This is a genomic window from Tabrizicola sp. (genome assembly GCF_051645465.1).
Classification (GTDB): domain Bacteria; phylum Pseudomonadota; class Alphaproteobacteria; order Rhodobacterales; family Rhodobacteraceae; genus Tabrizicola.
Genome location: NZ_JBOFBI010000200.1, coordinates 1 through 21,273, shown reverse-complemented (window position 1 = coordinate 21,273; position 21,273 = coordinate 1). Strand labels below are relative to the sequence as shown.

Annotated in this window: 20 protein-coding genes; 9 read left to right on the top strand and 11 right to left on the bottom strand. The window is 63.6% G+C overall.

The window, feature by feature from the left end; translation table 11 throughout:
- Nucleotides 1-70: 70 nt before the first annotated feature.
- Together ACRCSW_RS12845 and ACRCSW_RS12840 are read left to right on the top strand one after the other, a co-directional pair.
- Entirely contained in the window at nucleotides 71-679 is a 609-nt protein-coding gene (locus ACRCSW_RS12845) for a polysaccharide biosynthesis/export family protein (protein ID WP_438705634.1), read from the top strand.
- 8 nt (nucleotides 680-687) lie between these two features.
- Nucleotides 688-2,031: a hypothetical protein gene (locus tag ACRCSW_RS12840; protein WP_438705632.1), complete on the top strand. Its 1,344-nt coding sequence runs from the start codon at nucleotides 688-690 to the stop codon at nucleotides 2,029-2,031.
- A gap of 16 nt (nucleotides 2,032-2,047) precedes the next feature.
- On the opposite strand, the gene ACRCSW_RS12835 is transcribed toward ACRCSW_RS12840, so the two are convergent.
- A complete protein-coding gene (locus ACRCSW_RS12835) occupies nucleotides 2,048-3,004 on the bottom strand; it encodes a glycosyltransferase family 2 protein (protein ID WP_438705630.1) in 957 nt (318 codons plus the stop codon).
- 54 nt (nucleotides 3,005-3,058) lie between these two features.
- Nucleotides 3,059-3,841, bottom strand: a complete 783-nt coding sequence (locus ACRCSW_RS12830; protein WP_438705628.1) for a WecB/TagA/CpsF family glycosyltransferase — start codon at nucleotides 3,839-3,841, stop codon at nucleotides 3,059-3,061.
- A gap of 152 nt (nucleotides 3,842-3,993) precedes the next feature.
- Here ACRCSW_RS12830 and ACRCSW_RS12825 point away from each other — a divergent pair, with 152 nt between their 5' ends.
- Nucleotides 3,994-4,941 (top strand): glycosyltransferase family 2 protein, encoded by a 948-nt coding sequence (locus ACRCSW_RS12825; RefSeq protein WP_438705626.1) that lies wholly within the window; start codon nucleotides 3,994-3,996, stop codon nucleotides 4,939-4,941.
- A gap of 9 nt (nucleotides 4,942-4,950) precedes the next feature.
- The gene (locus ACRCSW_RS12820) at nucleotides 4,951-6,189 is read left to right on the top strand and encodes a glycosyltransferase (protein ID WP_438705624.1); all 1,239 of its coding nucleotides are present in this window, start codon (nucleotides 4,951-4,953) and stop codon (nucleotides 6,187-6,189) included.
- A 339-nt stretch (nucleotides 6,190-6,528) separates the two neighbouring features.
- Here the strand turns inward: ACRCSW_RS12820 and ACRCSW_RS12815 are convergent, their stop codons facing one another.
- Both ACRCSW_RS12815 and ACRCSW_RS12810 read right to left on the bottom strand, forming a co-directional pair.
- The gene (locus ACRCSW_RS12815; RefSeq protein WP_438705622.1) at nucleotides 6,529-7,440 is read right to left on the bottom strand and encodes a VirK/YbjX family protein; all 912 of its coding nucleotides are present in this window, start codon (nucleotides 7,438-7,440) and stop codon (nucleotides 6,529-6,531) included.
- Nucleotides 7,441-7,452: 12 nt separating this feature from the next.
- Entirely contained in the window at nucleotides 7,453-8,424 is a 972-nt protein-coding gene (locus tag ACRCSW_RS12810; protein ID WP_438705621.1) for a glycosyltransferase family 2 protein, read from the bottom strand.
- A gap of 182 nt (nucleotides 8,425-8,606) precedes the next feature.
- Here ACRCSW_RS12810 and ACRCSW_RS12805 point away from each other — a divergent pair, with 182 nt between their 5' ends.
- Nucleotides 8,607-10,112, top strand: coding sequence for a hypothetical protein (locus ACRCSW_RS12805; protein ID WP_438705619.1), 1,506 nt, complete (start codon nucleotides 8,607-8,609; stop codon nucleotides 10,110-10,112).
- An 18-nt stretch (nucleotides 10,113-10,130) separates the two neighbouring features.
- Here ACRCSW_RS12805 and ACRCSW_RS12800 read toward each other — a convergent pair whose 3' ends face one another.
- The 5 genes from ACRCSW_RS12800 to ACRCSW_RS12780 all read right to left on the bottom strand — a co-directional run bounded on the left by ACRCSW_RS12800 (nucleotide 10,131) and on the right by ACRCSW_RS12780 (nucleotide 16,362).
- Nucleotides 10,131-11,957 (bottom strand): ABC transporter ATP-binding protein, encoded by a 1,827-nt coding sequence (locus ACRCSW_RS12800; protein ID WP_438705617.1) that lies wholly within the window; start codon nucleotides 11,955-11,957, stop codon nucleotides 10,131-10,133.
- 541 nt (nucleotides 11,958-12,498) lie between these two features.
- A complete protein-coding gene (locus tag ACRCSW_RS12795; protein WP_438705615.1) occupies nucleotides 12,499-12,672 on the bottom strand; it encodes a hypothetical protein in 174 nt (57 codons plus the stop codon).
- Between the two features lie 358 nt (nucleotides 12,673-13,030).
- Nucleotides 13,031-13,606: a sugar transferase gene (locus ACRCSW_RS12790; protein ID WP_438705642.1), complete on the bottom strand. Its 576-nt coding sequence runs from the start codon at nucleotides 13,604-13,606 to the stop codon at nucleotides 13,031-13,033.
- A 630-nt stretch (nucleotides 13,607-14,236) separates the two neighbouring features.
- Nucleotides 14,237-14,854, bottom strand: a complete 618-nt coding sequence (locus tag ACRCSW_RS12785) for an isopropylmalate isomerase (protein WP_438705613.1) — start codon at nucleotides 14,852-14,854, stop codon at nucleotides 14,237-14,239.
- A 53-nt stretch (nucleotides 14,855-14,907) separates the two neighbouring features.
- On the bottom strand, nucleotides 14,908-16,362 hold the full coding sequence (locus ACRCSW_RS12780; RefSeq protein WP_438705611.1) for a mannose-1-phosphate guanylyltransferase/mannose-6-phosphate isomerase: 1,455 nt from the start codon (nucleotides 16,360-16,362) through the stop codon (nucleotides 14,908-14,910).
- Between the two features lie 366 nt (nucleotides 16,363-16,728).
- Here ACRCSW_RS12780 and hisB point away from each other — a divergent pair, with 366 nt between their 5' ends.
- Nucleotides 16,729-17,316, top strand: a complete 588-nt coding sequence (hisB, locus tag ACRCSW_RS12775) for an imidazoleglycerol-phosphate dehydratase HisB (protein ID WP_438705609.1) — start codon at nucleotides 16,729-16,731, stop codon at nucleotides 17,314-17,316.
- Nucleotides 17,317-17,371: 55 nt separating this feature from the next.
- Nucleotides 17,372-18,013, top strand: a complete 642-nt coding sequence (hisH, locus tag ACRCSW_RS12770) for an imidazole glycerol phosphate synthase subunit HisH (RefSeq protein ID WP_438705607.1) — start codon at nucleotides 17,372-17,374, stop codon at nucleotides 18,011-18,013.
- Nucleotides 18,014-18,016: 3 nt separating this feature from the next.
- On the opposite strand, the gene ACRCSW_RS12765 is transcribed toward hisH, so the two are convergent.
- Together ACRCSW_RS12765 and ACRCSW_RS12760 are read right to left on the bottom strand one after the other, a co-directional pair.
- Nucleotides 18,017-18,892: a DMT family transporter gene (locus ACRCSW_RS12765; protein WP_438705605.1), complete on the bottom strand. Its 876-nt coding sequence runs from the start codon at nucleotides 18,890-18,892 to the stop codon at nucleotides 18,017-18,019.
- A 61-nt stretch (nucleotides 18,893-18,953) separates the two neighbouring features.
- Nucleotides 18,954-19,343, bottom strand: coding sequence for a DUF2147 domain-containing protein (locus ACRCSW_RS12760; RefSeq protein WP_438705603.1), 390 nt, complete (start codon nucleotides 19,341-19,343; stop codon nucleotides 18,954-18,956).
- 140 nt (nucleotides 19,344-19,483) lie between these two features.
- On the opposite strand from ACRCSW_RS12760, the gene hisA reads away from it, so the two are divergent.
- Together hisA and ACRCSW_RS12750 are read left to right on the top strand one after the other, a co-directional pair.
- On the top strand, nucleotides 19,484-20,203 hold the full coding sequence (gene hisA, locus ACRCSW_RS12755) for a 1-(5-phosphoribosyl)-5-[(5-phosphoribosylamino)methylideneamino]imidazole-4-carboxamide isomerase (RefSeq protein WP_438705601.1): 720 nt from the start codon (nucleotides 19,484-19,486) through the stop codon (nucleotides 20,201-20,203).
- Between the two features lie 112 nt (nucleotides 20,204-20,315).
- On the top strand, nucleotides 20,316-21,233 hold the full coding sequence (locus tag ACRCSW_RS12750; RefSeq protein WP_438705599.1) for a hypothetical protein: 918 nt from the start codon (nucleotides 20,316-20,318) through the stop codon (nucleotides 21,231-21,233).
- Nucleotides 21,234-21,273 lie beyond the last annotated feature (40 nt).

Below are 21,273 nucleotides of genomic sequence, written 5' to 3'. Positions count from 1 at the left end.
CTTTCCGGAGAAATATTGTTGGACGGTCGCGATAGCGACAAGCTGCTTCTGGACGTAAAGGGGAATTTCGATGGCAATCCTTCGCCGTTTGGTGACCGTGTTCTGTATCCTGCCATTCCTGGCGGTCGCAGCTGCGGCCCAGGACTATCGGATCCGGCCCGGCGACGTGCTCCAGATCGAAGTTCTGGAGGACCCGACCCTCAACCGAAGCGCCATCGTTCTGCCCGATGGCCAGATCTCCATCCCGGTTGCGGGCACGATCCGCGTTTCAGGCCGGAGCATCGAACAGATTCAGGCCGAACTGGCCAGCAGGCTCGCGTCGGGCTTTGCAACCACGCCAACCGTCTTCGTGACAGTCAGCGCGCTGGCCGAGCGGCGGGCTTCGACACCGGCAGCGCCCCGCACGATCGACGTCTTCATCCTCGGCGCGGCGAATACGCCCGGCAAGATCGAGGTTTCGCCCGGAACGACGTTCCTGCAGGCAATCGCGCAAGCGGGCGGCCTTTCGCCCTTCGCCGCGAAGAAGCGTATCCAGCTGCGCCGGGTGGACAAGTCCGGGGTCGAACAGGTGTACAAGCTGAACCTCGACGCGATCGAGAAGGGTGAGGCCGGGGGCGGAACAACGAAGCTGATCGATGGCGACGTGATCGTCGTTCCGCAACGCAAGCTCTTCGAGTAGACCGGCGGATGCTCCGGTTCGGCCCAGTCCGCGGCGGGTTCTGCGCCATCTGCGCAGTCCTGACACCCCTTTCGGGGTTCGCACAGGACGGCGGGCTGCGCTTGGTTTTCGGCATCGAGAACCGGCTTGAGGTCACCCGCAACGCCGACCTGTCTGTCCCGGCAACCGGAACCGAAGTCGCAAACGTCACGCAGCTGACCTTCGGCCTGATCAGCGAAACCGCCCTGGACCGGCTGGAGTTCTCTGCGACCGGCGCAGCGATTATCGAGAACGCCGATGGCTCGTCCGGAACCGAGGTCGACTTCGGACGGTCTGCCCTGAACTTCGCCTATAGCCGTGAGGTGCCCGCGGCCATACTCGAAATAGCCGCAGAATTCCGCTCGGACGATGTTGAGGCGTTCGCTGACGATCTTGCCGATACAGACGAAGTTGGCCGCCGAACGGACTATAGCCTGTCCGCCAGGCTGGAAGTCGGCAGAACCTCATCCGTCGGCTTTGCCTTTGGCGTCGCCTTTGAAGAGACCGACTTCCGCGACACGACAAGCACCGATCTGATCGACACCCGCGAAGCCCGCGGCGATGTCGCTGTCATCTTCAACTTCTCCGAAGTTGCGACCGGTCGGCTCGGATTGCGCTTCCGGCAACGCGAGGAAGACGACACGGCAAACACCACGACCGAAGAAACCGTGGTTTTCGCAGGGCTTGACTACTCCGTCAGCGAACGCCTCGATCTCGGGCTGGAGCTTGGCTACACAGATACCGAGACGGAAGAGTTCGGGGTTGTCGACCGCGACCGCGGACCGGATGCCCTAATCAACCTGACCTACGACATGCCCGTCGGCACGGCCTCCGCGCTTTTGCGCGTCACGACGGACGCGGACGAAGGCCAGCGCGAGACGTTCGAGCTTGGCCGAATCTTCGAAACTCCCGTGGATGCGGTCGAAGCGCGGCTGGGCATAACCCATGCCGACGCAACCGGCACCGATCTTATCGGCAGTCTCCGGTGGAGCCGCGCTCTGCCCGACGGCAGCATTGGCCTCGACATCGAGCGCCGCGTCAGCTTCGACACCGATGACAGCGAAGAGGTCACCGCGTCGGTCTTTTCGCTTAGCTGGACCAAGGACGTCAACGAAGTCTCGGGCATTCTGCTCGACGCGACTTACGAACTCAGCGACGCCGCGTCCGAACGGATCGAGCAGGTCACGCTTGGGGCCACCTACACCCGCCAGCTCACCCAGGATTGGGGCCTGAGCGGCGGCCTCAACTACCGCGTCCGCAACGACGGCGACGGACGTTCGGAATCGCCCGGCGTCTTCATCGCGCTAAGCCGGGATTTCGAAATCCGGCCCTGACCATTGGCCACACGGCCTATCGCACGAACAACCGACGGAACGCATGACCGACCAGGTCCCGCAGAAAGTGCGGCGGTCCGCCGGAACCCTTCAGCACAAGAAGCCGCCGCCCGCGAAAGATCATCGCACCGGCAAGATGCGCGCCCGTTGCCACAACCGCCCGGAACGAGCCCCCCGACTTCTTGAAATAGTGCCACCGGCTGTCGAACCAGTACCCCGGCACGCGCTTCCACGTCTTCATCCCGGTCGAGACCGACCCGATATGTTCGACCCGGCTTTCCTTCACGAAATGCGTGGCCCACCCCGCCTCAGCCGCCCGGCGGCAAAGATCGGTTTCCTCGAAATACAGGAAGAACGTCTCGTCAAAGACGCCAACCGTCCGCACCACCTCTTCCCGGATCATCATGCTCGCCCCGGCCAGCCAGTCGACCGGCCCGCTCGTCTCAGGCACACCGATCGACACCTTCCGACTGGCCAAGAGCCGCGAGATCGGCCCCGTCCGCGCCGCGCCCTCGAATTCCGACGCGACAGACGGGAACCGGAAGCACGTCACATGCGCCTCGCCATCCGGCCCGTGGATGTAGCTTCCCACCAGACCGACCTTCGGATGCGCCTGCAGATAGCTCAGCAGATGCCGAATGGCATCGGGGGCCGGGAACGCATCCGAGTTCAGGATGTACACAAAGTCCGGCCGACGCCCCTCCGGCAGACCAAGCCGGATCCCCACGTTATTCCCCGCCCCGAACCCGCCGTTCCGCCCCGACTGGACCACCCGGAACCGCAGCCTGTCCTTCAGCGCCTCGCTCATCTTCTCGAACGACCCATCACCCGAGTCGTTGTCGACCACCACGATCCCGCCCGGAATGCCCTCCATCGCGACCTCAGCCGCATCCGCCGCCTTCAGCGTCATCTCGGCAGTCCGCCAGTTCAGAAGCACGGTCAGAACGGTCGGAGTTTCAACAGCTTCAGTCAAAGTGCCCACCACAAACGTAGCCCAGTCCTGCCCGTTTCCGTCCGATTTCAATGGTCATCGCCGCACCTTCCGCGTAGCCCAGGCCTTAGCCGTCAGCGACGGCAACACCAAGGCGCAATCCAGATACCTCCGCGCCAGACGCCTTGGGTTGCTCAGCATCCGCCAAAGCCACTCCATCGCGATCTTCCGCACCCAGACCGGAGCCCGCGTCTGATGCCCCGCAATAAAATCCAGCCCCGCGCCGATCGACAGAAACCCAAGCCCCGGATGCCGCGCAATCCCGCGTGCGGCCAGCACCTCCTGCTTCGGCGCCCCCAGCGCCAGAAGGCAGATCCGCGCACCCGATGCCGCGACCTGATCCAGCAGCGCGTCCGCCGCCGGGCTCTCCGGATCAAACCCATAAGGCGGCGCCAGACAGGCCACCACCTCCAACCCCGGATGATCCGCCCGCAACGCAGCCGCTGCCGCCTCCAACACCGGCTCGGTCGACCCCAGGAACGCCAGCGGCACCCCCACCCGCGCCGCCAGCGCCGCCATCGGCGCAATCAGCTCCGACCCGGGCACCAGGCTCACCTCCGGCCGCCCGGACAACCGCGCCAGCCAGACGATCGGGTTGCCATCAGCCACCACATGACTGTGCGCCGCATAGGCCCTGCGGAACCCGGCACTCCGCCGCATCTTGACGATATGGTCCAGGTTCAGCGTCGCCACCGCAAAGCCCCGCCCCGCGCGCAGCCGCCCTTCGATGTCGGCCAAAAGCGCCGCTTCTGTCGGGAAACTGACCAGCGCCAGCGGATCGACACTCGCATCAGCCAACACGGACGAAGCTTCAGTCACAATCCTCTCCCTCCGCCATCCTCAGGTCACAACTCTTCGGCTATCGTCAAAACTGACAGGCGATTGTTCATTCGCCGTCAAGCAGATAGTCTTTGCCCCACCCGTTTTGGCCGGGATTTTTCGCCGCTTTCGCCCAGGAGTCATTCGCAGAAGTGCCAGTTCAACCTGACTTTGCAAAAGCCCCTGGGCGCACGATCTCCATCGTCGTCCCGACCTTCCGCCGAGAAAGCTATCTACCACCGCTCTTTTCGGCCGTCGCCGCGCAGATCGCCCAGGTGGATGCGCCGGTCGAGCTGGTCCTAGTGGACAACTCGCCCGAAGCCTCCGCAAAGCCCGCCGCTGCCGATGCCCCCGCCTTTGTCCGCTACATCCACGAACCCCGCACTGGCGTCGCCCAGGCCCGCAATCGCGGCGTGGCCGAGGCCCGGGGCGCATATGTGATTTTCCTCGATGATGATGAGCAACCGGCCCCCGGCTGGCTCAACGCCTTTGCCGCCGCCGCAGCTCGCGGGCACAAGGCCGTCTTTGGCGCCGTTGAGCCCATTTTCGAGCAAACCCCGCCCGAAGCGCTGCTATCGTCGCTTGATCGCGTTTTCAGCCGACGCCTGCCCGTCGCGTCGGGGCAGGACATCTGCCATCTGCGCGCCTATCTCGGCTCGGGCAATTCGATGTTTGCCCGTGACGTTCTGGCACTGGTAGACCCTCCGTTCGACATCTCTTTCGACAGCGGGGGCGAGGATGTCTGGCTGTTCCGGCAACTGGTCGATCAGCACACCGTACCGATGATCTGGTGCCCCGAGGCGCTTGTCCGCGAAATCGTGCCGCCACGGCGCATGACCATCCAGTTCCTGCGTCGGCGCCGGTTCAATGACGGACAGCTGCGTTGCCGGGTAGAATGGGGCGCCAGAGGTCTGCTTGGCTTGTTGCGGGTCCAGTTCTGGATGGCTGTCGGTGCCGCTCAGTTCAACTTCTACGGCATTGCGGCGCTTGTCACCTGGCCGTTCTCGGCGCCACTCTCAACCCGCCTTCAGTTGACGGCGGTCGGAGGGGCGGGAAAGGTCTTTTGGTGGCTTTGGTGGCTGCAAAAGCTTGCGCGGTAGGGAACCGGAATGAACGATAACGGGCCAATAGCCTATCTGACCGGCGACTATCCGAAAGTCTCGCACACCTTCATCCTGCGCGAGGTTCAGGCGCTGCGTGCAAACGGTCTGCAGGTCCTGACCTGCTCGATCCGCAAACCTCCGGCCACCGAATTCAAGGGCATCGAAGAACAGCGCGCCCGTGACGAAACCTTCTATGTCATCGAGGCCGCCCGCAATCCGCTCCGCCTTCTGAAAGCGCATGGCCGCGCCTTTGCCCGGTCGCCCAAGACCTGGTTCTCGACCCTCGCCCTGGCCGTCCGGATGCGCTCGCCGGGTCTGAAAGCCCTGCTCTGGCAGCTCTTCTACTTTCTCGAGGCCGGAGTCCTCGCCGACCACCTCCGCGCCAACAACGTCCGCCACCTCCACAACCACTTCGGCAATTCCAGCTGCTCGGTTGCCGTCCTTGCGGCCCAGCTTGCGGGCATCCCCTTCAGCTTCACCGAACACGGGCCAGCGATCTTCTTCGAAGTCGACCGCTGGGCCCTCAACGAAAAGATCGCCCGCGCCAGGTTCGTGGTCGCCATCACCCACTTCTGCCGCTCGCAACTGATGCTCTTCTCCGCGCCCGAGCACTGGGGCAAGATCACAATCGTCCACTGCGGCGTTGACCTCTCGGCCTACAGCCGGAAACCACCGGGCGATTTCGGCAAGCGGGTGGCCTTTGTCGGCAGGCTTGACCCCGTGAAAGGCGCGCTTCTCCTGATCGAAGCGATGGCCGAGGTCCTGAAAGCCCACCCCGACGCCACGCTGACGCTTGCCGGCGACGGCCCCGCCCGAGCCGGGGCCGAAGCGCGCGCCGCCGAGCTGGGGATCAGCGGCGCGGTCCGTTTCGCCGGCTTCATGACGCAGGGCCAAGTCGCCGAACTTCTGGCCAGCTCCGACATGCTGGTCCTACCCTCCTTCGCCGAAGGCCTGCCGGTCGTCTACATGGAGGCGCTCGCCAGCCGCATCCCCGTCGTCGCCAGTCGCGTCGCGGGCGTGCAGGAACTCGTCGAGGATGGCGTGACGGGCTACGCCATCCCGCCCGGTGATGTGGCGACCCTGACTGACAGGATGATCCGGCTGATGGACGACCCGCATCTGGCAGCACTCATGGGCGACGCCGGCCACAGGGCCGTGGAAGCAGGCTTCGACATCACCAGGGAAGGCACCTGGCTGGCCGAGATCTTTCGCAACGGCGGATCGGGCGGGCGGCTCCGGCCCTGATGGCGATCCGGCCTGGGCTCATGTCCCGGACGGATAGAGCGCATGACGTCCGCAACCCGCGCCTCCCCTCCCCCTCCGTGGGGAGGGGCCGGGGGTGGGGGCCTACCGATGGGTCTGATTCGCGCCACATAGTTAACGCCCCAAAAGCGAGACCTAGGCCGAGACGGAAAAGAGATCGAACCAAGACGAAACCAAGATCGTCAGGCTGTTCGAAAGGTGAAAGATCAACCCTGCGTTCTCAATAAGTTGCGACCTGCATCAACCGCCGCTCCAGCGCGTCTCGCCTTTCTCGTTCACCTCTCCTTAACCCCACCACACACCGCCCGATCCCGGCCCGGCTCAGCTGTCCGCGAACCGGGTCGGCCGCACCTTCGGCAACTCAGCCAACAGCCTCGCTTCAAGCTCATCCATGAACTCGAAGCGCCTGCGGTACATCGGTCGCTTGTTCGGCTTGATGCTCGCTTCATCGCGGCGTTCCGCCGACAGCGGCAGCTCGAAAAAGTCTTTGTTTACAAGCGTTCCACCCCGGTCCGTCCAGATGTCATCGTAGTTCTGGCTGCTCGTCTTTGCCCCGCCGAAATAGGGATGCCGGTGGTGCCGCGAGATATCGCTGACCGCGTAAAGCGCGCCCACATCCCATTGACGCAGCAGCATTTTCAGAACGTCCAGCAGAAAGTCCCGCGGCCTCAGACCATGCAGAAGCTTCGTCAGCATCCGGTAGGTTTCCAGCATGTCATCCCGGTTCCGCCCCTGAATCCCGCCGATCCAGGCTGTCAGCCGCCCGTCCGCCTCACGCCGCAACGAGAAAGCTATTGAAAACGCACGGAAACTGTCGATGAAAAGGTTCAGCGTCAGCCCACCCTCGCGCAGAAACCACTCCGGCTGATCCAGCACCAGCCGCAGCCCCGGCAGGAGGTCACCGAGGTCGACCAGCACAAGCCGCTCGTCGCAGTCAAACTGAAAGGGCGGCCCCAGCGTGTCAACCACCTGATAATGCGAGATAATTCGACGCAGCCGTTCCCCCGCATCAAACGAGGCAGAGATATAGGGCCACATAAGCGCCCCGATCATATGCGGCCTCTGCCGCGTCACCCGCTCCAGCGCGCTCCCGGCGGGCGGTTGTAGAATTTGCTGCACCAGCGGTGCTTCCTTCATACCCGCCAGCACCATCTTCGCCTGAGTGATCAGCGCACGCGGCGAATTGCCCGGAAAGATGCGGCGCGCAGCAGGCAGAAGTACCGACAAAGCCATGTGAAATTCCCGTCACTTATACTCGATAAGGCCAGCCCGGCGGCGCAGGACACGGTTGAGATGATATTGCACGACACCCGCCGCTTCCGGAAGCTTGCCGAGCGTCACGAACACGGCCCTCTCCCACCCCATCCGCCGCCACAGCCGCAAGACCTGCAGCGGATAGGCTGCAAAAACCATTGCGGCCCAGGGCGTTACGAGGCTCCCGACAACCCCGGCCAGAGGCAGCAGAAGCCCCCAGACAACGGCCCGGCGGGTCTCGGTCACCCAGTGGAACTCGGGTGCCGCACCATGCATCGCGGCCCCTTCGGCGAAGGCATGGCCAGCACGGCGGGTCCGCTTCCACCATTGCCCGAACCGCGTCATCGCTGCGTCGTGCAAGGTCATTTCCTGGTCGATCCGCCAGACCTCCCACCCCGCCGCGCGCAAGCGCACACAAAGCTCAGGCTCTTCCCCTGCAATCAGCTGCGGATCATAGCCCCCGACCTCGCGCACCGCAGCGGTCCGCATCAACGCATCCCCACCGCAGGCCTTTGCCCGCCCGACCGGAGTATTCCATTCCGCATCGCAAAGCCGGTTCCAGATCGAGGCCTCGGGGTGAATCTCACGACGCCTGCCGCAGACAACGGCTGCTTTTGGCTTTTCGATCAGGAACATGCGGGCGGCAGGAAGCCAGCCGGGTTGCAACACGCAGTCGCCATCGATGAACTGAACGAATTCCGGGGCACCCTCTTCCATCAACCGCGAAAAGCCCGCATTCCGCGCGCGGGCCGCGGTGAAGGGCAATGTCATGTCCAGATCGACAACCGTCGCTCCCGCAGCCCGTGCAGCGGCCACGCTGCCATCGGTCGAGCCGGAATCCACATAGACCAGCGGACGCACGTCCTGCGGAAACGAAGCCAGACAGGCAACGAGCCTTTCGCCTTCATTGCGGCCGATGATCACAGCGCCAAGGCTGCTGGGCTCTGCGAACTGGTCGGTCAATCTCTGGGCCCCGGGGCGTCCGTAACTGCTGCTGCGCCAGCATGCACAAAACCACCCGGCATCCAAGGGAAAGCGTTCCAAAACAAGTGACCGCCAAGGGTCGCCCGATGAAGGGTTTACATTTTCCTTGGCGTGCAGACCGGCTACAACAGATGCATCCAGTTGCTTTCAAGCGGGTCGGGATGCCGAATACCATTGCCTATCTGGCGCTCTTCAGCTGGCCGATCGTTGCGTTGGTGCTTTTCCGGCTGCTTCCGCTGCAGAAGGCCCTGGTCTGGGCGATCGTCGGCGGACATCTTCTTCTGCCCTCGGCAACCTACATCAAGCTCCCGATGCTGCCCGCCATCGACAAGACGCTGGTGACGGCGGTTTCGGCGCTGCTCCTGTGCGCCACTTTCGGGCCCCGTGAGACAGCGTCACGCGATCTTTCCGCCCGCACTGGACGGCAAATCGTTCTGGGTCTTGTCACCCTCGTCGTCGTTTCCCCAATCCTGACTGTTCTGCAAAACACCGAGCCGGTGATTGACGGACGCGTCTTTCTGCCGGGCCTGCGGCTTTACGACTCTTTCGGGCTGATTTCGCAGGTTCTGGTCTCATTGATCCCGTTCTGGCTGGGCTTTCGCTACCTGCACTCACGCGACGGGCATCGCGCCATTCTGGAAGCTCTCGCTTTGGGCGGGCTCATCTACACGTTCCCCGTGCTTTTCGAAGTCAGGATCAGCCCGCAGCTTCACAACTGGATCTACGGCTTTTTCCCGCACGAATTCGCGCAGCACATCCGTGCCGGCGGTTTCCGTCCCGTTGTCTTTCTTTCGCACGGGCTGATGGTCGGGATCTTCCTCTGCATCGCGGTGATCGCCTCGATAGCCCTTTTCCGCGAAGCCCGCCGCGAAGGACGCACGGCCTATGGTTGGGTCTTTGCGGCGGCCTGGCTCATGATCGCGCTCTTCCTGTCAAAGAACCTCGGGGCGCTGATGATTGCCGCGGGCTTTGCGGGTGCGACCTTCTTTCTGGGGCGGAGGCCGCAAGTCGCACTTGCCGTCACCGTTGCAGCCATCGTGATGTTCTACCCGATGTTGCGAGGCGCCGGCTGGATTCCGGTCGATGAGGTCCACAGCTATGTCCTCTCTATCAACGAAGACCGGGCGGGCTCGCTGAAGTTCAGGCTCGACAACGAAGACGCACTTCTGGACCACGCCAACCAGAAACCGCTTGCCGGTTGGGGAGGCTGGGGCCGACACGCGCTTTTTGATCCCGAAACCGGCGAGATGACCAGCACCACCGACGGTACCTGGATCGGCCTGATCGGCGTCTTTGGCTGGTTGGGCTACGTCGGCCGTTTCGGGCTTCTCACTATCCCGATCCTGTTCTTTGCCTTGCGGCGGAAGACGTCGGAACCGTCGTATCTCGTGCCGGGGCTGATAATGGTTCTGTGCGCGGCTTTGGTTGACCTCCTGCCAAACTCGGGGCTGGTCAACTATGTCTGGCTCATGGCCGGTGCGGTGACCGGTTATGTGCTATGGCGCGATCAGTCCGCGACCGAGGGCACAAAGGACGCCCAGGCAAGCCAACCATCCGAAGGCTTTCTCTTTGCCGAGCCTGAGCGTGCCACCTGGCTCATGCAGGACGAGGCCCGCCAGCAGAAGCGGCGGTCGCGAAGCGCGGACCATCCGGGTAGCGCGAGATAGGTCATTCGCGCTGCGCGTTCAGGCGTCCGCCGAGGCCTCCGCCTCCTGGGTGCTTCCGGCGACCATACGCTGGAAGACCTCGCTTCCGGCGAGTAGCTCATCATAACTGCCCTGCGCCAGAAGCTTCCCGCGCTCCATGACGAAGATGGTGTCGCAGGTCTGCACAGTGGTCAGCCGGTGCGCGATCAGGATGATCGTCTTGTCAGAACGGATGCGCTGGACCGCCTCCATCACGACCCGCTCGGTGATGTTGTCCAAGGCCGACGTCGCTTCGTCCATGATCAGAAGCGTCGGATCGCGGTAAAGCGCGCGCGCGATCCCGATCCGCTGCCGCTGCCCTCCGGAAAGCCGAACGCCCCGCTCTCCGACCAGGGTATCGTAGCCGGACGGAAGCTCGGCCAAGATGAAGTCATGCAAAGCCGCTACCCGCGCGGCGCGCTCGACCGCGGCCATGTCGATCTCGGCCTTTGGAACGCCGAACGCGATATTGGCCGCGACGGTGTCATCGGTCAGGAAAATCGACTGGGGTACATAGCCAATGGAAGCCTGCCAGGACCGCAGATTTTCCGGCGTGACGGCCACTCCATCCACCTGGATCGCGCCCTCATGCGGTGTAAGAAGCCCAAGGATCAGATCGACAAGCGTCGTCTTGCCGGCACCCGTTCCACCCACAATGCCGATGGTCGTCCGCGCCGGAATCACCAGGTTTACGCTGCGCAGGGTGGGCCGTTCCGCCGTGGCGTAGGCAAAGCTCACGTTCGCCAGCGCCAGCTCCCGCTCAAGCTTCATCGGGGTGGTCCTGATCTGCTCGGCTTTAAGCTGTACGGGGGCCTCTGCAAAGTCGGCAACGATCGCGTCAAGCACCGGGCCAGCACCGCGGATCTGCACCAGCGCGAAGTAGATCTGCTGCAGGGACGGCAGAAGCCGCATCGTGGCGAAAGCGATGATCCCAAGCGTCGGGACGATCTCGGTGACATTGCCGCCGTTCCGAAACAACAACAGAAGGACCAGCGTCACCAGTGTGCCAAAGGTGATCCCCTCCAGAATGAAGCGCGGCATCTCGGACACCAGCCCCATTCGGGCGAGCGATCGGGCGGCTTTGTAGGCGGCGGTCGAATAGCTTTCGACGTAGACCTGCTCCAGACCCAGAACCTTCACATCCTTGATGCCACCCGTCGCCTCCTGCGCCACCAGGAACCGCGCCTGCAAGGCTTCCATCATGTCCTGGCCGACCTGATGCATCTGCCCGCGAATGCGAAGGTAGATCAGCCCGTAGCCAAGACCCAGACCTCCACCACATAGAAGCGTCACCCAGGGATCGACCAGCAACAGAAAGACCAGGACCGCGAGAACCATCAGGCTGTTCGACACAAGCCGCAGGCAGGGCGTGATCACCCGTGCGATCAGCCCGTCAACTTCCGACAGCAGGTTCCGCTCCAGCTCGGCGCTGTTGCGCTGCAGAAACCAGGGATAGGGCTGGCTCAGATAGGCCGCCAGAAGGCGGCTCGAAATCGTATAGCCGCGCATCGTCGAGTAGCGGATCATCACGTAAGTGCCTGATGCCTTGACCACCAAGCCAAACACGATGACGCACAGCACCACGACCGCAAGCGAGACCTGAAACGCAAAGTCGCTGGAAAATCCGAAACGGGTGTAGAATGCATCAAGCGTCGCGCTCGTCCTGATGGACGACGGCTCGGCCAGAACGTTCAGAAGCAGCAGCACCGCCGAGATACCCGCGATCTCAGCCGCCGCGACAAGAACCATGACACCGGTGAGCAGCCAGAAGCGGTATCGCTCCCTCCGGTCAAGAAGCAGGAATAGCTTTCGGTACGTACTGATCAATCGCCGACCCCATAGACTGTGCCGCGCGTACCATGCAGGCGCGGCACGACAAAAGAAAGGCATTCCTCGCAGGTTGGCTGCGTTGATAGAGATGTCCTTTCGTCAGAATTCTTCCTTATTTTCAATGGGTATCGCTTGTCGGTTGGCCAATCGGCCAGACATCCGCAGCCGACAGATGGTTCGCGCCCGGCGCATGACAGATATGTAAATTTATTCAAATAGTTAACCCGAAAACCAAGCTCCGCAGCTCGCCTGGCGTTGTGCGGCCCGAAGCTACAGCTCGCACCTGCGCCCAGGAGCCGGGCATCGCCAGACGTGCGGAAAGCCCGTTTCCGTGGTGACGCTACGTCCAATGCGCTGACTCAGTTTCACCCAAGCCCGGCCACAATCTTGCCACGCATAGCGCGCAAACTTTAGATGTTGTTCGCGTGGGGGTTGCGCAAATGCTTGCAGGGAACGTCTTGTTGTCGGCCGCAGTCGGTGTCCTCGTGATGGTATCGACCTTGGTACTCTCGTTGCCGACGTGGGTCACGCTCGCCGCTTATCCAGCGTTTTGCAGCCTTGCCATGCTTTTCTTCGCGGCGATGCACAGCATCAGAATCAGCCGCGCGAGCCGCAACGGCAGCTTCGCGCGCGTGTAAACTGCAAGCTTTACTGCAATGCCACCGGCGCGGTGGCGGACGAGAATACACGAACTATCGGCGGTAATATTCATTTTCTCTTAACAACTATAGGCCAAGTTTCGCCAACTGCCGAACGAAGCGAGTACTTTCAGACGTTTGGTCGCTTTCAAATCTCGACGAAGTGATGTGAGCGGCCTAAGTTTAAGTTCTGACGGCGAATGACTGCTAAGGGATTTTGTCCGACCAAGGGGGCCGGGATGGCTTTGGGACTGGTACTTGTAGCAATGTTGGGCGCCGCAAGCGTTTGCGCGACCCTTCTTGCCTATGAGTTTCCGCTTTGGCTGGTCGCGATCGCCTATCCCACCGTAGGTGCGTTTATCCTGTTACCAGGCGTATTGCTGATGGCATGGATCAGGCAGTACCCGCCCGACCAGCGATCCGCTCAGATGCTTACTTCCCAGTCGCCCGGAGCACGACACCCACGGTCGCCAGCAGGATCTTCAAATCCGTGAGCAGGGACAGGTTCCGGTCGTAGTCGGCATCAAACTCTGCACGCTGCGCGAACGTCGATTGATTCCGATCCGAGATCTGCCACGTGCCTGTCATGCCGGGGCGAAGCGCGAAATATGCTACGCCGGGATAAAGCTCTTGTTGGTCAACCATCATCGGCCGCGGGCCGACAAGGCTCATGTCGCCCACCAGCACGTTCCACAATTGCGGAAGCTCGTCGAGCGAGCTCTTGCGAAGGAACTGCCCGAAGTCAGTGATGCGCGGATCACGCGAAAGCTTCTGGAAGGCGTCCCATTCCTGGCGGGCCGCTTCATCGTTCTTCAGGTAGTCCTGCAGGCGGGCATCAGCATCGGGAACCATCGTCCTCAGCTTCCACAGCTTGAACGTCCGGCCGCCCTGACCGACGCGTGCCTGGGTGTAGAACGGCGAATGCCCGGTCGCCTTAAGGACCCCGACCAGCGCCAACAGCACCGGAAGAACGATCGGAAGCGCCAGAAGCACAAAGCCGACATCCATCCAACGCTTCAGTATCCTGCGGTAAAGCCGATCCTTGTGGGGCCGTACCCAGGTGTCTCTGACACCTACGGACGGCCGCTCAAAATCATGCTCGACTATCCCTGAACGAACGTCCATCCGTAACGCCTCCACAAGGGTACAAATCGCTAAGTCTAATCTCCGGACGCGGCGTTCTATCCGCCGCTCCAATGTCACGATCTAACGCTGCAATGCCCACTCGCTACAAGTCAGGTTTACCATCCGTAAGCGCCGACCGCAATGCGCACGAAGGTGACAAAACGCACGGAAAGTGGTTACTTCTCATTGGGTTACACGCTCAGGTTGTGTGCTGAGGCCTGCCGGAAAACAGGGTTGTAAAACAGATTATGGCCGTTCCAAGAACAGTCCTGCCACAAACCGACCCGGCCTCCGAAGCACCGCTCTGATTTTCTTCGTTTTTTAACGACCGCCCCCGAAACGCCGCTTTCCAGACGCAGATCACGGCCTCAGATTCACGTCCGGAAAGTACGTCCGCTGACCACGTTCGGAGGCCCGATTGTGTGGATTCCTGAAACGGTGAATTCTCCGTTAATGTGCTCCGTTCGCCATGGTCCAGGGGCCGTGGGCGCGAAATAAGGTACCCGAACCGCCCTAAACGCGCCGATCTTGATTCGCCAAGGCCTCGGCGCGGGTGGCAACCCCGACCTTCCTACGATGCAGCGCCACTGCCGCAACCAAGAGCGGCCCCGGCAACTCGAGCAGCCAGTTCACCTTCAGACCAAGCGCCGAGCTTCCAAGAAGCTCGTCCACGTGATGAAAGCTCGCAGCCCGGATGAGGACAAACACGCACACGAAGCCAAGTCCGATCAGTGCAGGCCAAACCCGACCAAGGATACCGCGCAGCAACCAGGCCATGACGCCAAGACCTGCAAGACCGCCCGCCGCCAGAACCAGGATGAACAACTCCTGGACCGTCCGGCGCATGCCATACCAGCCGGTCAGCTGGGCGTGGCAACGGCCGATTGCCGTGAACAGCGACTGCAGGTCCAGCTGCTTGTTGACCGCCAGAAACAGAAGGACCGCAGCCGACACCCACCAGAACACGCGTTCGCGCCGCAAGCCCGCCTCGTCCCCCGCAAGCGCCCGTGCCGCCAGCACCGAAGCCCCCGCAGCCGCAAGATAGGCAGCGACCGTGATCCAGCCGCCCGCGTTGTTGTCGCCAAGTCCGGGGCTCCACACGGCAAATGCGCAGGTCAGTGTGCTATTCATGGTCCGGCCCGCCCCACCACCGCGAGGTCAATCGGGCCGCCCAGAAGCAAGACCTATCGCGAGGTCCCCGGGTCGTCGCTACGCGCATAGATGTCCTCGTAGCGAATGATGTCATCCTCACCAAGATAGGCCCCGGTCTGCACCTCGATCAGCACAACGGGAACCCGGCCCGGATTGGCCAGGCGATGCACCGCGCCCAACGGCACGTAGACCGACTGGTTTTCGCTCAGAAGCTTGACCTCGTCCCCCACCGTAACCTGCGCCGTCCCCGAGACGACGACCCAGTGCTCGGCCCGATGGATATGGCTTTGCAGGCTCAGCGCCGCGCCCGGCTTGACCACGATCCGCTTGACCTGGAAGCGGTCGGCAAGCGCCAGCGTCTCGAACCAGCCCCACGGCCGGTGATCGCGCGGGAAGACCTCCGCCTGGCGGACCGAGCGGGCCTTCAGCTGCGCGACGGCGCCCTTCACATCCTGTGCCCGCGCCCGATCCGCGACCAGCACCGCATCCGGCATCGCGACGACGACCAGATCCCGCAGCCCGATCCCCACGACATGCTGCCCTTCGACTTCCGACCGCAGAAGGCTGCCCTCGCAGTCGATCGCCGTAACAGCCCCTTGCGTGACCGTGCCCTTCGCCCCCGCCCGGTCCCCGCCGTTCTCCCGCCAGACCGAGTTCCAGTCGCCAAGGTCCGACCAGGCCGCACCAAGCGGCACGACGTCGATGTTCCCGGCCTTCTCCATCACTGCGAAGTCGACCGAGATGTCGCGCGCCTCTGCCCATGGCTCTGCCGCCAGCCGCAGGAAATCGAGGTCAACCCGCGCACCCTCAACCGCTTCGGTCACCGGCTTGATCAGATCAGCCGCATGCTCGTGAAAGGCCGCAATCAGCGTTTCTGCCGACATAAGGAAGATACCCGCATTCCAGAGGTAGCGCCCCTCGGCCAGCATCGCCTGCGCCTTCTCCAGCACCGGCTTCTCGACAAAGCGCTGCACCGGCTGCGACGCGCCATCTTCTGGCGCCGCCTTCAGTTCGATCCAGCCAAAGCCGGTCTCGGGCCGGTCCGGGCGGACACCAAAGGTCACGATCCGGCCCGCCGCCGCGCGCGGCACGCCAGCCTCGACCGCCACGCGGAACGCATCGACGTCAGGAATGCTGTGGTCGGTCGGCATGACCAGCATCAGCGCCTTGGGATCCGTCGCTGCCAGATGAACCGCCGCAGCCAGGATCGCAGGCCCGGTATTGCGCGCAGTCGGCTCGATCATGATGGCGCCTGGCCGGATGCCTTCCGCCGCCAGCTGCTCGGACACAATGAACCGGAAGTCGGAATTGGTGATGACGACAGGTGCCGCGACCCCCGGCGCGCCCTGCATCCGCCCCGCTGCCGCCTGGAACAGCGTGCCCTGCCCCGCAAGCGGCACGAACTGCTTGGGAAAGCTCTTGCGTGAGACAGGCCAAAGCCGGGTGCCAGATCCGCCGCACAGAAGAACCGGGTAGATACCAGCCATGACGAACTGAAACTCCAACTTTGGCCCCGGCGCCCCTGTCAGGCGCCGTCGCGAATGTCTTGCGATAACTCTGGGCCATTTTATGCCCTGAATCTGGCAAAGGGGAAATGCATTCGTGTCTGGTACGCATCAGATCGCGCTTCAGGAACCGGGCGATTGCGCTTCAGGGCAGAAGGAAAGGCGGCTGGATCGTCCACAAGTTGCGAACAATGCGACCACGTACACTATATATATAGTGTGGGCTCGGAACTCTTCGTCGGTCCGTGTCCCGCGCGCGCTCCTTAAGCCGGGCACCACCCGCCCCGACCCGCCTTCCCATCTTCCCCCGCCCGCCCTATAACGCGCCCGAAACCAGGGGAACCCGCCATGCGCGACGCGAAGGTCAACCGCAAGACCGCCGAGACCGAAATCTCGGTCACCGTCAATCTCGACGGCACCGGCACGCATGATTGCAAGACCGGTGTCGGCTTCTTCGACCACATGCTCGACCAGCTTGCGCGCCACAGCCTGATCGATCTTACCGTGCGGGCAAAGGGCGACCTTCACATCGACGACCACCACACGGTCGAGGATACCGGCATCGCCCTTGGTCAGGCGCTGGCAAAAGCGCTTGGTGACAAGCGTGGCATCCGCCGCTACGGCCATTTCCGGCTGGCGATGGACGACGCGCAGGTGGCCTCGGCCCTCGACCTCTCCGCGCGCCCCTACCTTGTGTGGAACGTCGACTTCCCCACGGGGAAGATCGGCACCTTCGACACCGAGCTTGTCCGCGAGTTCTTCCAGGCGCTCAGCACCCATGGCGGCATCACCCTGCACGTGGACAAGATCCACGGCCTGAACAGCCACCACATCGCCGAGGCCGCTTTCAAGTCCGTCGCTCGCGCGCTCCGCGAAGCGGTCGAGACCGACCCCCGCCTCGGCAACGCGCTTCCCTCCACCAAGGGTGCGCTGTGACGAAGAGACCCCAATTTTTCGTCGAAAAATTGTAGCCCGGCCGAAAGCCCAACCCATGAGCCTAACAGTTCTCGTCGACTACGACTCCGGCAACCTCCACTCGGCCGAGAAAGCCTTCCAGCGCATGTCGGCCGAAGTCGGCGGCGGCGACATCCTTGTCACCTCCCGGCCCGAAGACGTGGCCCGGGCCGACCGCATCGTGCTGCCCGGCGACGGCGCCTTCCCGGCCTGCCGCGCGGCCCTTGGCTCCTATGGCGGACTTTTCGAGGCCATCGAAGAGGCCGTCATCCGCAAAGCCCGCCCCTTCCTTGGCATCTGCGTCGGCATGCAGATGCTGGCCTCGCGCGGGCACGAATATCGCCTGATCGAAGGCTTTGGCTGGATCGAGGGCGACGTCGTCAGGATCGAGCCCACCGACCACGGCCTCAAAGTCCCCCACATGGGCTGGAACGACCTCATGATCGAACGTCCCCACCCGGTCCTCGACGGCCTGACGACGGGCGATCACGCCTATTTCGTCCACTCCTACCACTTCCGCGTGGCCGATCCAGCGCAGCGCCTGGCCTTCTGCAACTACGGCAGCGAGATCACCGCTATCGTCGGGCGTGACAACATCATCGGCACCCAGTTCCACCCCGAGAAAAGCCAGGCCGCCGGCCTTCGCCTGATCGCGAACTTCCTGCGCTGGACGCCCTGACCGCTACGCAGCTGCAGCCCGTCGCCACTTGATCAGCGCCAGGCCTGCAAGGATCAGCGCCAGCCCGACAAGATGCCGTAGCTCCAGCCGCTCGCCCAGAGCCGCCCAGCCCATGGCCGCAGCGCTGAGCGGGATCAGGAACGTGACAAGCGAAATCGCAGTTGACCCGGCAGAGGCGAGGATCCGGAAGTAGAGAAGATAGGCCAGCGCCGTCGACAAAGCCGCAAGTCCGACCACCGCCAGAACCGGCCCCGCCCCCGGCACGGCGATCCGCCACGGCTGGTCAACCCAAAGCCAGAGCGGCGTGATCAGCAGTGTGCTCGCCGTCACCTGCCCGCAGGCCGTTGCCAGCGGCGCCAGACCCGCCTGACGGAACCTGCGGCCCCATACGCTTGCGACCGCATAGGACACCGCGGCGCCCAGGCAGGCCGCCATGGCCAGCACTGCGCCGTCCAGACGCTCGCCCGCCATCATCGCCAGCACACCGCCAAACCCCAGCCCGACCCCGGCCGCCTTGACCGCCGTCAACCGCTCATCAGCCGTCGCGATATGCGCCACCAACACTGTGAACAAAGGTGTCGTCGCGTTCAGGACCGAGGCCAGCGCCCCGGTGATCTGCCCCTGTGCCAGCACGAACAGCGTGAACGGCACCGCGTTGTTAAGACACCCCATCACCAGAAGCGCAGGCCACACGCGTCGTGGCGGGACCACCGAGCCGGTGATGCGCATGACGCCCCACAGGATCACCGCCGCAAGCGCCACCCGGCCCCAGACAATGGTCAGCGGCGGCAGCCCCGCCAAAGCAAGTTCCACAAACAGAAAGGACCCGCCCCAGAGAAGGGACAGGGTCCAGAGCATGATCCAGTCAGTTCCGCGCATGGTCGCCTCCCTGCCCTTTCCTCCCAGGAAAGCCCCAAGGCGACGACCCGGAACCTGCGGCTTACTTCACCCGCTTCCAGGTTCCGCCGTCGCGGCAGATGCCCAGCACGCAGCCGCGCACCGACAGGTTGTTGCCGGACAGCGTCATGTCGCCGTTGTAGGTCTTGTCGCGATCGGGCGAATAGATCTGGCCGTCGTCGTAAAGGCCGTCCGCGTAGGGCACCATGTCCCAGACGATCTTGCGCCCGATGTTGTCGCTTTCGATCTCCTGACCCTCGCCGTTGAAGGCCTTGATCAGCGTGCCGCAGAACGCCGACCCGCAGGCCGTGATCTGCACATGGCCGAAGTTGCCGTTGTCGTCCTTCTTCGTCTGCCAGATGCCTTCAACCGGATCGGCAAAAGCCGCGCCGGCAAGGACCGCAAGTGCTGCGGCAAAAGCGAAAATCTTCATGGGTGTCCTCCTCACAGTGTCCCTGCGCCCATGCTTCGCGCCAGCCGCGCAACCGATCAAGCGTGACGTGGGGTCGCTTTGCTGCCCTTTTCATTCCGGACGACCCGTGCCAAAGACCGCGCGACCGCAGCGGGGGCTCCATGATCCTTTACCCAGCCATCGATCTGAAGGACGGCCAGTGCGTCCGGCTCCTCCGCGGTGAGATGGAGGCGGCCACCGTCTTCGGCGACGACCCCGCCGCGCAGGCGCTCAAGTTCCAGGCCGCAGGCTGCGAATGGCTGCACCTCGTCGACCTGAACGGCGCCTTTGCCGGTGCACCCGTCAACGGCGCGGCGGTTCAGGCGATCCTTTCCAGCGTCACCGTCCCCTGCCAGCTTGGCGGCGGCATCCGCGACATGGCCACCATTGCGATGTGGCTGGAGAAGGGCCTCGCCCGCGTCATCCTCGGCACCGTGGCAGTGGAAAACCCAGCGCTCGTGCGTGAGGCGGCCAAGGCCTTTCCCGGACAGGTCGCGGTCGGCATCGACGCCCGCAAGGGCCGCGTCGCCACCAAGGGCTGGGCGACCGAGACCGACGTCATGGCCACCGACGTTGCCCGCAGCTTCGAGGACGCCGGTGTCGCCGCTCTCATCTACACCGACATCGACCGCGACGGCGCCATGCAGGGCCCGAACATCGACGCGACCGAAGCCCTCGCCCGAGCTGTCACGATCCCGGTCATCGCTTCCGGCGGCGTCGCCTCGATGGACGACCTCCTCGCCCTCCGCGACACCGGCGTGATCGCCGGGGCCATCTCGGGCCGCGCGCTCTATGACGGTGCGATCGACCTCACAGCGGCCTTGCGCGCGCTGGCAATCTGACGCCTGCGGGTCGGCCAACCCGCAGCAGAAATCCGCCTGATCCGGGGAACGTGTTTTGGAGGCCATCCCGGCCTACCCTATCTTGCCCGCCGGACAACTGCAGAGGTATCCGATGCGCGCCCTTGCCCTCGCTACTGCCCTCGCCACGCTCGCAGCCCCAGCCTTCCCGCAATCCGCGCGGGAAGAGGTGCAGATGGTGCTGCAGGCGGTGCAGCCCTTTGAAAGCTATCAGGCCGCCCTGCAGGACGGCTGGAAGCCCTTCGGCGGCGACGAGCCGCTGATGGGCCTCCATTTCGTGCACCCCGATGGCCCGGATTATGTTTCCGGCGACGCACTGGATTTCACCCGGCCAAGCAACCTCATGTACACCGAAATCGGCGGACGGCAGGTCCTGACCGGCGTGGCCTTCGTCGTGCGCATTGCCGAGGGCGAACCGGTGCCCGAGGGCTTTACAGGCAGCAAGGACCGCTGGCACGTCCACAATGTCGAGGATTTCGTGGCCGGCGCCACCGCCGACCGGCCCTTTCTCAACTGGCTCGCGAATGCCTGGCTCGATGACGAATACCGCAGCAAGGGCGACAATCGCGGGCGGCTTGCCATGGCCCATGTCTGGGTCATCCCCAACCCCGACGGCGTCTTCGCCGACCACAACCGGACCCTCGCCTATCTCAAGCTTGGCCTGCCCGCGGACTATGCCGAAGGTGCATCGATGGAGGCCGCCCTTGGCCTGATGCTGGCCACCCCGAGCGGCTGCGACGAGTTCATTGATCCCGACGCCTGGATCGCAAACCTGCCTGGAAGTACTGTCCGCCAGCTGAAGAACGGCTGCGCGCAGATGGGCGATTATGTGAAGAACGCCCTCGGCGGCTCGAAGGCCGAGATCAACGCCGCCGCCGAAGCTGGCTGGCGCGGGTTCGACAAATTCCAGAGCGAGCTGCTGACCGACGAACAGAAGTCGCGCATCGCAACGATCTCCGAACACGCGGGCCACTCGCCGCAACACCAGGGGCACGACCACAGCGGCAACTGAGGCCGCCGGGTTCAGGGTCTTGCGGAACTGGCGTATCGCA